This is a genomic window from Paraburkholderia caffeinilytica (genome assembly GCF_046030355.1).
Classification (GTDB): domain Bacteria; phylum Pseudomonadota; class Gammaproteobacteria; order Burkholderiales; family Burkholderiaceae; genus Paraburkholderia; species Paraburkholderia caffeinilytica_B.
In genome coordinates this window covers 56238-68684 of sequence record NZ_JAQQCQ010000012.1, presented here as the reverse complement: position 1 = coordinate 68684, position 12447 = coordinate 56238, and the positions used below count along the sequence as shown (strand labels likewise).

The window sequence follows — 12447 nt, the reverse complement described above, 5'->3', positions numbered from 1 at the left end:
GACTTTGTTCATATGATTCGGCGGCGGTCGATCTGGCGTCGTGAAAGAATTTATCCCGCTCGCCGGGTAGCGGCAATAGCGCCATGCTGCGCTTTAAACGCCAGTTTTGCGAGTCCGCTGTGCGCACCGACAAGACAGGTAAAAGATTCAACGCCGTCCGTATCAGCAGGTCGTGCCGCGAGCGCTTGCGTGAGCGCTTCCACGTTGAGTTGGAAAGGCTGGCGGAAGGCATGCAGCGCGGTTATCCACCACGCAATAAACACGCCAATAACACGCCAATACGGAGCCATACAGAGCGGTATCCATCGATTAAAACGCCGTGCGTCCCCCAGGTCGCACGGCGCTTCACACCAGATCCGGCACTTATTGCACCGTGATCGTTTCTTTCATATTCGGATGGATGCCGCAAAACACCTTGTACACGCCCGGTTTGTCGAATTTGAACTGGAACGTGTCGTTCTGATCGAGCGCGGCGGAACGAAACATGCCCGCGTCGTTCACGACCGTATGCGGCTCACCGTCGAGATTTTTCCACGTTACCGTCGAGCCGGTTTTGACTGTCAGCGCCATCGGCGAGAACATGAAGTTCTTGATGACCACGGCGTTGGGCGTCTCCGCTCGCGCAACGGAAAATCCTGCCGATGCCGCGATAAGCGCCAAGCTCCCCAGCAGCACAAAGAACGTGCGGCCAATAATATTAGTTTGCATGCCCGATCTCCTGCGAAATAAAAAAATCTGGAATCAAACGAGTGTCGTATCGGCAAGCGTCGCCTTGAGCGGATGACGCGCGATCTTGATGCTGGTCACGCCAAGCATTTTCGGGAGTTGATCGCTCGCGACTGTGAGTGGCCCAGGGCCGGGACCATTGCCGGCGGTCGGCTGCGGATAGGCTGTCGAGCGAGCGGTATGGAAAGTGATGTTGCCTTCAACCTTCGATACGATCTGGTGAATATGGCCGTTCAGGATAGTCACCGAACCGAAGCGCTTCAGATAGCTCATGGCCTGGCCGGCGTCGCCCGTGCCCCATCCCCACGGTTCGTAGATCGTCCACATCGGCATATGAGCAAAGACGACGATCGGCGTGCTGGACGAGCGGCCCTTCAGGTCATTTTCGAGCCAGGCGAGTTGATCGTCGCCGAGACCGCCCAGGCCGTTGGGCTTGAAGTGCATCACGTTGACGAGTGCGACAAAGTGCACGCCGTTGTGGTCGAAGCTGTAGTAGCCCTTGTTGTCCGAAGCCTTGCCGAAGCGGCTGAAGTATTCGGTTCCGGGACCGTCCGTCACGTCATGCTCGCCGGGCACGGTATGGAGTTCCGTGATATTCAGACCCGACATCAACTGCGCCGCGAGATCGAACTCCGCGGGCTTGGAAAGATGTGTGATGTCGCCCGTGTGGAGGGTCAGCGCAGGTTTGACCGGCATGGCATTGACGTAGTCGATCGTCTGTTTGAGCGTGCCCGCGACGTCCGGATTGGCTTCTTTATTGAAGCCGATATGTGAATCGCTGATCTGCAGGAAAAGCGGTACGCCCATGGAGGTCGCGGACGATTTCGCATCGGCCGCGAGGGCCAGTTCCACCGGCGTGAGAATGCCGCCGGCAAGAACGAACACCGTGCCTACGCCGCCGTAAGCGAGACATTTCAGCGCGCCGCGGCGTGACGGCTTGAATGCGGGATCGGATGAATGATGTGACGACATGTTGACCTCACGATAAGGATTCGCAGGCAAACCGCGGGATCATCCGGCGGGCCACACGATTCGGTTCATGAGGAAGACTGCCGTGCCGCCGGTTTTATTCCAGGGAAAAGAAAGATGCCGCGGGGTTGGTGAGTCCGCCCGCTGATGCGTAGATGTCTGGTGCCGGAACAAATGGAAGTAGCCGTGCCGCTGCGGCGGCCATGCTCAACCGCTTATCTATGCGGATGCAGATGCCAAAGCACGGTTGAAGAGACTGTGCATCGCCGGACGCAGCAGACGTGCCACTGCCCGCATCGCATGAGAATGCGATACGGGCAGTGGATGGTGCCCATTACGGCGGCTCGGTACGGTTCGAGGCCGTTTATCCCGCTTACTAGGCTTACCTGGTTTATTGCGCTTGCTGCGCTTGCGGTTTCAGCTTGAACTTGCCTTGATACCGGATCGTCGGACGCAGCGACTGTGTCGTCGGCGCGGTCATCAGCAACTGACGCGCGAGCGGTGCGGCCGTCGGGCTAAGCGAGCCGATACTGGTGGCACGCGACGGATCCGCCAGACCGTTCTTCACCAGCAGCTTGGCCTCAAGCTGCAGACTGGTCAGCAAAACCGGATCCTTCAGCGCATTACCCTGCGCCAGCAACTGACTCCACGCGTTGTTGCTGTAGTTGGTCACATAATAGTCAAGACCGCTCGGATCCGCGAGCACCGCGGAACAGCCGTTCAGGCGCACCTGCGTTTGCGTGTCCTTCATTGCAATCGTCTTACGCGACGTCAGTCCGTCACCGTAGGCGAGCGTCAACGGAATGGTCCATTGCGTGCCGGGATACGAGTTCTGGTTCGGGAAGGGCGACTGCTTCAGCGTGACCACGGTCTGGTTGGTCGTCAGATCGCATTGGGTGTCGAGCGAAAGCAAAGGCACGCCGGTTTGCCGCACGAAACTGTCGCCGATCGCGACCATCGGCTCTCCGCTCGCCTTCGCCAGTTCGTCCCACAAGCGCTTCGGCGTGCCATTGCCGAGCGCGTAGTCGGCCAGATACGACTGCAGCCCTTTGCGCAGCACGTCTTCGCCGAGATAGTTCTCCAGCATCTTCAGCACATGGCCGCCTTTGTCGTAGGTAAAGGCGCTTGCGCTCAGCACGAAGTCGTTCGAGGCCCAGCCGTTGAAGTTCGGCTGCACCGGAAACGATGTGGATTTCAGATCGGCGTTGATGACCGCGTACTTGTTCTTCACGTCGTCGACCCAGCTGAAGCGGTCCGGGAAGAAACGCACCTTGGTCTTGTTCTCGAAGAACGTCGCGAACGATTCGTTCAGCCACACGTCGTCCCACCAGTCGAGCGTGACGAGATCGCCGAACCATTGATGCGCGGCTTCATGCGTCAGAACCGTCACACCATAGTCGGACATCGCGGTGCCTGGCGCCGGCAGAATGTCGTCGGCGAATTCGAGAATCGCCCCCCAGTTCTCCATTCCGCCGAAGTTCAGGTCTTTCTGCTCCTTGAACGCGTCGTTGGCGGCGATCGTGTCGAACTTGGTGAGCGGCAGCGGAATACCGGTGTAGCGATAGTAATAATCGAGCGCCTGCTTGGTCTGCTGCATGGCCGGCTTCGCCCAGTCACGCATGCCAGGCGGCGTGAAGATGCGCAGATGCAGACCTTTGCGATCCGGCAGCGGACTCGAGAAGTCGTCTTCGAGAATGTCGAACTGGCCGCCGCCGAAGAAAAGCAGATACGAAGGCATTGGCGGCGTCTTCTCGAACGACACCAGCTTGTAGCCACTATCCACGTTCACCGCCGGCTTTTCCGCCGCGTTCGAGACAACGTTCCAGTTTTGCGGGACTTCCGCGCTCACCTCATAGGTAGGCCGGAACGCCGGTTCGTCCCAGCCGGGGAACCATTGACGCGCGAGGTTCGATTCACCTTGCGTGAGAATCGCGCCGCTCGTCGTGCCGCCGGTCGACTTCAGGTCGACGCGGAACACGCCTTCCGCCGCGGAGCAACCCGGATAGGGATCGTTGCCGCAACTGCCGCCGGTTTTGGCGACCGGGTCGTCGTAGGTTTTGAAGTTGATGATGCCGCTCCACTCCATATGCAGCGAGTAGTTGCCTGCGGCGATCTGCCCGCTCACGGGCCGAAGCTGGTAGAAATCGCCGTCATCCTGCGGCGTGGCGATCAACGGGATGTTGCCTGGCTGCAGCGTGATCGTGCCGTTCGTGAACTTGATGCGGTGCCCGGCAATCGTAATCGCGTTGACGGCCTTCAGCACCTTGATCTGGACGTCCGCGCGGCCGTCGAATGAAGAGAGCGCCGGGTTGGGCCGGAACCACAGCTTATAGTTGATCGGCGTGACCGTATCGGGCAATTCGACAGGCGACACGCTCTTGTTGATCGATGTGTCCGCAACAATCGGCGCAGCGGGTGGCGCCAGCGCCACATCGGAGGCGGCAGAAGGTGTCTGGGCGGACTTGCTCGAAAGCGCCGGCGAGCCATCCGAACCGCCGCAGCCCGCCAGAACCATTATTCCGGCTAACGCCAGGCATTGTATCTGCAATCGGAAATTTATACGCATTGTTAATCCTCGACTGACAAAATCGGCATAAAGAAAGTGCGATGAGTGCTTAAGCTGCATTTCTCGGTTTTTTCAGCAAAAAAGGTCTCCCGCACTAGCACCGGATTGCTAGCGAGAATATATGGACGTGTTACTGCCTCAGCACTTGTGGCTGATTTTATAATTGCACCGTTTAATTATTACAATACTTTCAAACAGGCCTTATCGAAGACCGTCATCTTTTGTTTCCACGCTGTTGACTGACTGATGGGCAAAGCAGCGGCTTACCTGCGTCTCCATGCAGGTGAACGGGAATCAGATCAATTTTTAGCGACAGTGCGTAGCCTAGATTGGCAAACGTTCTCATGTCAACTTCCTTTCACACTATTTCTTTTAAGCACGAATTGTGTATGCAAATCGAATGGCTCAAGTAAGCGACAGTGTTAATACGCTAAAACCGGCAGGTCTGCGCGTTTCTACGAGAAACTTTGTTTTATTGCAGTGCGGAGTGTGTTACGGCATACGACGATAGTGAACGCACTTCTAAAATTAACCAGCCGGTGAGTTCAAGAAATAAAATGAACATGCAATGAGTCGGCCTTTCACTGCAATGACGCGCTATGTGCCGCTATCGAATGAAATGACCGCAAATCGATATTGCACTGATCCGCGTATAGAACGGCAACGTCCTCAACCTGCTCGTCGCGCCATGCCTGAAATCTGCACATTATTCGGGCCGCGCCTGCTGCGCCGGTAAGGCGTACAGTATGAGCGGGAGGCCGACATGTCATTGATTGATTCCCCACTATCCAATCTGCAGGCCGACCTGCCGCGCGCCCCGCTCACCGCTTTCGTGTTTTCCGCCGGCGGCAGCCTGGGCGCGATCGAAGTCGGCATGCTGCGGGAACTGGTCAAGCGGGGCGAGCGCCCTGATTTCGTCGTCGGCGCATCCGCAGGAGCGATCAATGCCGCCTATTTCGCGGGCAATCCGACTCGTGACGGGGTGACTCTGCTCGAGGCATTGTGGTGCCGGGTACGCAGGCAGGACATCATGCCGCTCTCGATGTTCGGGCTGTTCGACATGGTGCTGGGGCGCCGCGCGCATCTCGTGGAGGCAACGGCGCTGCGTAGTCTGCTCGAAAAGAATCTTTCATATACGCGCGTGGAGCAGGCGGCGTTGCCGTTGCACATTGTCGCTACCGATCTGCTTCTGGGTAACGAGGTCGTCCTATCGTCCGGTCCGATGGTCGATGCCGTGCTGGCTAGTGCAGCGATTCCCGGGGTGTTTCCGTCGGTACGGATCGACGGCCGGGAACTGGTCGATGGCGGCGTCGCCAATACCACGCCGATATCGGTAGCAGTCGCGCTTGGCGCGACCCGGATTATCGTTCTGCCCGCGGTTTTCGCCTGCCCGCTCGACGCGCCGCCTGCCAGCGCGATCGCTCGAGCCATGCACGCGCTTACGCTCGTGATTGCACGCCAGCTCGTTCGCGATCTGGCGTTCTACGCCCCCCGCGTCGAGCTCTTCGTGGCGCCCCAGGTGTGTCCGCTCAACATTTCACCTTACGACTACACGCAATGCGCTCGCCTGATCGCCCTTGCCGCAGAGACAACGCGTGCGTGGCTCGATGACGGTGGTCTCGAACACGCTTTTGCCGCTGGCGAATTGCACGAGTACGCGCATACGGCACAATGAATACCGCCGCCCCACTTCTTTACGGATCCCTGTCATAACTTCGGATCGGTATCGACTAATCACAACGCTAACATTTTTGAACTGGAAATCAGGGTGGATGACATCGATTTCGGATGTACGTCATGCGGCAAATGCTGCCACGACTTACGCCTCGCGCTGACGATTGCCGAAGCAATCGCGTGGCTGGAGCGCGGCGGCCAAATGGAACTCATCTGCGAGGCCATACCGTGGCCGGTCGAGCCCGAGCCCGGCAATGCGCAAGCCGAGTACAAACGGGCACGTTCTTCACCGGCAATGAGCGGCAGCCTGCCGGTCCGCATCTCGATCGTCCTTGCTGCGGCATTCGGCGGTGCATGTCCCAATCTCCACGCCGACATGCGTTGCGGTATCTATGAACAACGGCCGCTGGTGTGCCGGATCTATCCCGCCGAAATCAATCCCTTCGTCGAGTTAGTGCCTGAAAACAAGGGATGTCCGTCGGATGCGTGGCAGGGCGAGCCCCTGCAAAGGCAGGGCATGATTGTCGATGCGACGACCGTCGAACTGATCGGGCAGTCGCGTCGCGCGAATCAACTCGAGGCGCCGCTGCGCATGCAGGTATGCCTCGACTTGGGACTGAACGATGCCGCACTCGCGAACGAAGGCTTTGTCATGGTTTCGCCGGATAGCGACGCGCTGTTGACTGCGCTGCGCCGGCTTCACGTGACGATGCCGGAAGCGCAGACCGCAGCCGCGCAGTGGACGTTTGTGTCGAATCGGACGGGAACCCTGGAAACGCTTCTGTCAGTGGGCGCCACCGGCCACCTCGCTGAGCCCACCATGGCCGGCAATGCGCGGTATCACGGTTTTTTCCCACCCTCATAAACGCGGCCCGTTCATTCAGATCGCCAGGGCGACGGCCTAGCTCTTTACGCTGCGCAAGGTGCAAGCGGACAGCGTCGCGCGACGCCCCGCATGCACCATGCGGGCGATCCGTTTCAATGCATGGCGCACGCGGCCGCGCAGATGCGCCGCGCACATCCGGCGCCAGAAACGGTCCGGCGCAAATTCTGCAAAACGCGCCTCTCTTTCCAGCAAGGCCTTCCCGCCTGGTAAATGAACGAATGAACAGCAGCGAAACCAGCGCACGTCGCGATAATTATTGCCGGGCCAATGACGGCCGACGGCCTGATAAGCACCGACTTCAATCAGGCCCTGCCCTTCGTCGACCAGCACATTGAGTGCCGCGGAAATGAACGCTTCGTCACCGTGATGCCTCAGACGCTCGATTTCGGTGACGTAGCGCGCGTAACTGGCGCGCGCGCGAGGCACCAGTCGGCGTAATGCAGCGGGCGTGGCCAGAAGAAACTCGCCGCCGTACCAGCGCGGATTTCTGAGCCGCCTGTCCGCCACGATCTCGAGATCCGCAACGACACGTTCGCTGCCGTACGGCGGAAATACCTGATCGGAAATATCGAATGCGCCGAGCCCGGCTTCCGCGCAACGCTCGATCAGATTGCGTTCGAGCGGAAGCAGCGCGACCATGTCCGCGTCGAGCAGCAACAGCATGGTGTCGGCGGGCAGCGAGCCGGCCATCTGGTCCATCAGATCCAGCTTGAAATGCGCGGCGTAGAACGGTGTGCTCTTCGGCAACTCGATGGTCGCCTTCAACGTCATCAACGCAGGCCGATGTTCCTTCTGCATGCTTTCGAGCCGTTGCGCGACCACCGCCGGCGCGTTGGTCACGATGGTCAGTGTCGGCATGCCGACCTGCCGCAAGCTGTTGTTCAGACAGATCGCCTGACTCACATACGACAACGGATCGCGATTCGTCGAGTTGGGACCCGGACTCGCATCGACATCCACATACACCAGCGTGCAGGGAAAAAGATTCACGTTGTTCCTCACCAGGCGTGAGAGAGAGTTCGCTTTTTCCAGCGCTGCCGTTATCGTTCGCGGATCGATCCGCCCGTCCTTTCATGGGTAAGCCGGAAGTCCGCGCGAGGCGCGCAGCCATCGTGCCGCGGCCCGCGCCTTCATGACGTCACGCTCGAGCCGGGTAAGCTGATCTGCGGCGATGGAGTCGGATGAACCGGGGCGCAGGTATCAGGTATGAGCTATCGTTTCACGTCCCTGCATCGCCTTTCCGCCAAAAGTCAGCAAGACGCAACCCGGGTGCCGTCAATCGGCTTTCGGCCGGTCGAAAATACGTGGCACTCTCCGCGTTTTAACATTTGAGTGAACAAGTTACCTGACTGCCGCCTATGCTTTTGACGTCGCGCGTCAAGCTTCGGCCGCGCTGTTTTCCCCGTAGCGCATGCCGTGCGTGCTGAGCAAACGGTACAGCGTCGCGCGTGAAATACTGAGCTCACGCGCGGCGTCGCCAGGCCGCCCGCGATGGCGCAGCAGCGCGAGTTCGATAGCCTGCCGCTCCGCTGTCTCGCGCGCCTGCGCAAGCGTCAGCGGCGCGGTCGCCACGTAATCCGACAGTTCGAGATCTTCTGCGGTAATCGTGCGCCCCTCCGACATCACAATGGCGCGGCGAACCCGGTTGATCAATTCCCGCACGTTGCCGGGCCAGTCGTATTGATGCATCGCTGCGATTGCGTCGGGAGAAAATCCATACAAGCGCCGGCTCGCATCTTTCCGGTAGCGATCCAGCGTGTACAGCGCGAGCAGTTCAATGTCCTTGCCGCGCACGCGAAGCGGCGGCTCGTCGATTCTCAGCACGCACAGGCGGTGATACAGGTCCGCACGGAAGCGCCCGTCTTCGATCGCGGCCTCCATATCGACGTGAGTGGCGGAAATGATGCGCACGTCGACATCGATCGAACCGTTGCCACCCAGGCGGTCGATGGTGCTTTCCTGCAGGAAACGCAGCAGGCTCGCCTGACTTTCGAACGGCAGATCGCCGATTTCGTCGAGAAACACGGTCCCGCCGTGAGCGGCTTCGACGCGCCCTATTCTGCGTTGATTCGCGCCCGTGAACGCGCCACGCTCGTAGCCGAACAATTCGGACTGCAACAGGTGCGGCGGGATCGCACCACAATTGATGGCGACGAACGGCGCGTTGCGACGCGGCGAATGCGCGTGAATGGCCGCCGCCGTCAGCTCCTTGCCCGTCCCGGATTCGCCGGAGACGAAGACAGGCGCGTCGGTGGCCGCCACTTTGCGGATCGAGCGGAACAACGCGAGCATGGCGTCGCAGGTGCCGATCATCTCGTCTTTCGCCGTCGCCGTATCGACGAACGCCGGCTCGCCGAGCGAGATCATGCCGCAGGCGTGGCCTACCGTATCGATAATGCGGGCGTCCGCGGTGGGCAGCGTCACGTAGTCGAAGCAGTAGTCGCGCACCAGCCTGCGGATGGCTGCGTCGTCGAGTTCAGGCGCCGCGGTCATCGCCACCCAGCCGATGTTCGGCATCGCCAGACACGCTTCCAGCGCGGCAATGTCGTGGGGATCGAACACGCTCGACAGATCGGCCAGGCCGGCCGCCAGCGAGCCGTCATCCACGGCTTGCCGCACCTCGCGAACCGAGCCGATGACGTCGACCGCCCAATCGCGCTCCTCGAAACTCGCCAATAGCGCCGGCGAAGGATCGCGCGTGAAATAGATGACACGCCGCGTAATGGCCTTCATTTTCTGCATTGTTTTTTGTTTTTCCGCCGAGCCTGCTCTGAGACGTAGTCTGGCCAGGCCTCTCGTCGCGGCGTTGTTCCTGTTGCTCCATCGACGCGGATGCCTGTCCTCGCGAATCAGGCGCGTACGGGGAGCGGCGATTTGTAGGGTGCATCGGATTCGGGCGAGTCGACGGCGCTACGGGCGTGGGCTGGCGAGAAACCGGATGCGGCAACGACCGTCGATCATACGCGGCTGCAGGGTCGCCGCGATCGGTCCTGACCTTATTTGAAGATTAAGTGCGGAAACGCGCCGCGTGGCGCATCGGCGTCGCTATCGAACAGGCGCCGCGTGCGTCGGCCCAGAGGTGTTCATGCGCCTGGCGCCTCCTGCCCCCGCACAATGACATCGACGTGCCTAGCGTCTCAACTTCCTGAAAAACTTGCGAATCTCGGCAGCGAGCAGATCGGGCTTTTCCATTGCAGCAAAATGTCCTCCGCTCGGCATATCGGTCCATTGCACGACGTTGAAAGTTCGTTCGAGCCACGTGCGCGGTGGATGATTGATCTCCTTGGGAAAATGGGCGAACCCCACCGGCGGCACGACGCGTTGCCCTTCGGCGAAGCGCATCGGCTGCAGCCGGTTTTCCCAATACATCTGTATCGCCGGGCCGATACTCTGGGTGTGCCAATAGAGCGAGATATTGGTGAGCAATTCGTCTTTCGAAAACACCCGTTCGATGTCATCGTCGCAATCGCTCCACGCGCGAAACTTCTCGCCGATCCATGCGGCCAGCCCCACCGGCGAATCGTTTAGCGAGGCCGCCAGGGTCTGCGGTTTCGTGCTGTGCATATGGGCGTAGCCGCCTTCCAGTGCGGCCCATTCGGCCTTCTCCCGCAGATAGGCTTCTTCTGCGGGCGTAAGCGGTGTCTGCGCGGCGCCGCTTGCAGGCTCGTACGAACTCGGCAAGAAGTTGAGATGAATGCCGTCGACGACCTCGTGATGCCGCGCCGCGAGTGCGATCGAGACACCGGCGCCCAGATCGCCGCCCTGGGCGCCAAAGCGTTCATAACCGAGGCCGCGCATCAGCGAAGCCCACAGGTCCGCCACCTGAAACGCGGAAGTGCCGGGCTCCGCCGGCGCCTGCGAGAACGCGAAGCCGGGCAGCGAGGGAACGACGACGTCGAATGCATCGGCCGGATCGCAGCCGAACGCGGCCGGGTCGCATAGCCGGTCGAGCAGCGCGTGGAACTCGAAAAACGATCCCGGCCAGCCATGCGTGATCACGAGTGGATAAGATGCCGGGCCGACGCCGCGTCGATGCACGAAGTGCACACGCTGACCGTCGACCTCGGCGAGAAATTGCGGTTGCAGATTCAATCTGCGCTCGGCCTCGCGCCAATCGAAACGCTCGGCCCAGTACTGCGCGAGTTCACGCAACCAGGCGGAATCGACACCTTGCTGCCAGGCGGGCGACGGCGTGGCCGGTGCCCAACGGGTGGCGCGAATACGCCGGCGAAGATCGTCGATGTCAGCGTCGGGCACGACAATCCGAAACGGCTCTATCTGCATGTCAGTTCATCCGGCACAGGGTGTGGAGATCGCAGCGGCTTCGGATTCGATAGCGCGGGGAATGGTCACTCAGCGGGAGCGAAGGCACGAAGCATACGGCGCGCGCGAAGCAATCTGCATGGTACACAATGAGCGCATTTTCTACACGAGCGGCCCTTCAGCCTGCTTGCCGCGCACCGCAACCGCAATCGAACTTCCGACAATCAACGCAATCCCGAACAGCGACATGCTGCCGATCGTCTCGCCCCACGCGATATAACCGAATAGCGCCGCCCACACGATGCTGGTGTAGTTATACGGCGCGAGCGCACCGGCGTCGGCCTGTCGAAATGCCATTGTCATCAGCAATTGCCCTGCTGTGGCGAACCCGCCGAGCAGCGCCATCACCGCGAGCGCTTCGATCGAAGGCGTGCGCCACGCGAAAAACAGGGATGCACCGGTGACGATTGTGCCGATCACCGTGAAGTACAGTACGGTGGTGCCCGAATCGTCAGTGGCGCGAATCCGCTTGATCTGAATGATCGACAAGGCGCCGAAAAACGCGCTCGATATCAACAGAACCGGACCGAGCCAGCTCGAATGCGAACCGTCCGGGCGCACCACGAAAAGCACGCCGACAAAGCCGACCGCGGCGGCAAGCGCATCGCGCGGCTTGAGCGTTTCCTTCAGAAGCAGCGGCGCAAGCACGATGACCAGCAAGGTCTCCGAGTAAACGATCGCCACCGCTTCGCTGAGCGGCACATAGGGCAGCCCGGCAAAGAACAGTCCCGAGGCGCCCAGCAACGTCAGCGCGCGCAAGGTTTGTCCACGCACATCCATCTGCCTGAGACGCTCGATGAGCGGCTTGCCGCGCAGGCAAACCGCTATCGCAGGCAACAAACCGAACAGCATCCGGAAGAACGTCACCTCGTTGGCGGGATAGGCGAACGCCACGGATTTCGCCAGCGCATCGACGAGGGCGAAGCAGAACATCGAAACAAGAATCAGCGCGACGCTGGAGAGCGGCACGGCGGCATTCCGGGCGGCGGTGATGGGCGGCATGAGTTGTCCTGGGAACGCGCGAAACAGCGCGTCGCTTAGGTTTCGCCTCCGGTGAAAGGCAGGCGTAATCGGAAAACGGATTATGCCTGCTGCCCTTCGCGCGATCGACTGGAAAAACGCGCTCATCCATTCCGCATGGCCCCGGGAAGTTCGCCGGTCCTCTCGTCTGGCGCCCTGCCTTTCGTCTGCACTATTCCGGGTAAGTACCGATACAGGTCTTGTCAACTAATAATATTATTCATATCGATTTCCGCATTCATGAGGTCAAAGCTCAATCTCTATGGCCTTATGCAAATTTAAT

Annotated in this window: 10 protein-coding genes; 2 read left to right on the top strand and 8 right to left on the bottom strand. The window is 60.2% G+C overall.

Annotation, left to right across the window (positions count from 1 at the left end):
- Positions 1-50: 50 nt before the first annotated feature.
- The 4 genes from PQQ95_RS19195 to PQQ95_RS19180 form a co-directional block, all read right to left on the bottom strand.
- A complete protein-coding gene (locus PQQ95_RS19195; protein WP_408439267.1) occupies positions 51-290 on the bottom strand; it encodes a hypothetical protein in 240 nt (79 codons plus the stop codon).
- Between the two features lie 73 nt (positions 291-363).
- Positions 364-708, bottom strand: coding sequence for a cupredoxin domain-containing protein (locus PQQ95_RS19190; protein WP_408439264.1), 345 nt, complete (start codon positions 706-708; stop codon positions 364-366).
- Positions 709-741: 33 nt separating this feature from the next.
- Positions 742-1698, bottom strand: coding sequence for a metallophosphoesterase family protein (locus tag PQQ95_RS19185; protein WP_408439262.1), 957 nt, complete (start codon positions 1696-1698; stop codon positions 742-744).
- 388 nt (positions 1699-2086) lie between these two features.
- Entirely contained in the window at positions 2087-4261 is a 2175-nt protein-coding gene (locus PQQ95_RS19180) for a M1 family metallopeptidase (protein ID WP_408439259.1), read from the bottom strand.
- A 763-nt stretch (positions 4262-5024) separates the two neighbouring features.
- Between PQQ95_RS19180 and PQQ95_RS19175 the strand changes: the two genes are divergently transcribed.
- Entirely contained in the window at positions 5025-5936 is a 912-nt protein-coding gene (locus PQQ95_RS19175; protein ID WP_408439257.1) for a patatin-like phospholipase family protein, read from the top strand.
- Positions 5937-6029: 93 nt separating this feature from the next.
- Positions 6030-6800 (top strand): YkgJ family cysteine cluster protein, encoded by a 771-nt coding sequence (locus tag PQQ95_RS19170; RefSeq protein ID WP_408439254.1) that lies wholly within the window; start codon positions 6030-6032, stop codon positions 6798-6800.
- Between the two features lie 36 nt (positions 6801-6836).
- Here the strand turns inward: PQQ95_RS19170 and PQQ95_RS19165 are convergent, their stop codons facing one another.
- The 4 genes from PQQ95_RS19165 to PQQ95_RS19150 all read right to left on the bottom strand — a co-directional run bounded on the left by PQQ95_RS19165 (position 6837) and on the right by PQQ95_RS19150 (position 12146).
- Complete coding sequence (locus PQQ95_RS19165; protein WP_408439251.1) at positions 6837-7811, bottom strand: hypothetical protein; 975 nt, start codon at positions 7809-7811, stop codon at positions 6837-6839.
- Between the two features lie 387 nt (positions 7812-8198).
- Positions 8199-9554, bottom strand: a complete 1356-nt coding sequence (locus tag PQQ95_RS19160; protein ID WP_408439566.1) for a sigma-54 dependent transcriptional regulator — start codon at positions 9552-9554, stop codon at positions 8199-8201.
- A gap of 396 nt (positions 9555-9950) precedes the next feature.
- Positions 9951-11105 carry an epoxide hydrolase family protein gene (locus PQQ95_RS19155; protein WP_408439248.1) on the bottom strand — a complete coding sequence of 385 codons (1155 nt, stop codon included), beginning with the start codon at positions 11103-11105 and terminating at the stop codon, positions 9951-9953.
- 141 nt (positions 11106-11246) lie between these two features.
- Positions 11247-12146, bottom strand: a complete 900-nt coding sequence (locus PQQ95_RS19150; protein WP_408439245.1) for a DMT family transporter — start codon at positions 12144-12146, stop codon at positions 11247-11249.
- Positions 12147-12447: the final 301 nt, after the last annotated feature.

Excerpts from the sequence above, each read along its gene's own strand:
- PQQ95_RS19195 (WP_408439267.1), bottom strand. The coding sequence starts at position 290 with ATGGCTCCGTATTGGCGTGTTATTGGCGTGTTTATTGCGTGGTGGATA.
- PQQ95_RS19190 (WP_408439264.1), bottom strand. The coding sequence starts at position 708 with ATGCAAACTAATATTATTGGCCGCACGTTCTTTGTGCTGCTGGGGAGC.
- PQQ95_RS19185 (WP_408439262.1), bottom strand. The coding sequence starts at position 1,698 with ATGTCGTCACATCATTCATCCGATCCCGCATTCAAGCCGTCACGCCGC.
- PQQ95_RS19180 (WP_408439259.1), bottom strand. The coding sequence starts at position 4,261 with ATGCGTATAAATTTCCGATTGCAGATACAATGCCTGGCGTTAGCCGGA.
- PQQ95_RS19175 (WP_408439257.1), top strand. The coding sequence starts at position 5,025 with ATGTCATTGATTGATTCCCCACTATCCAATCTGCAGGCCGACCTGCCG.
- PQQ95_RS19160 (WP_408439566.1), bottom strand. The coding sequence starts at position 9,554 with ATGAAGGCCATTACGCGGCGTGTCATCTATTTCACGCGCGATCCTTCG.
- PQQ95_RS19155 (WP_408439248.1), bottom strand. The coding sequence starts at position 11,105 with ATGCAGATAGAGCCGTTTCGGATTGTCGTGCCCGACGCTGACATCGAC.
- PQQ95_RS19150 (WP_408439245.1), bottom strand. The coding sequence starts at position 12,146 with ATGCCGCCCATCACCGCCGCCCGGAATGCCGCCGTGCCGCTCTCCAGC.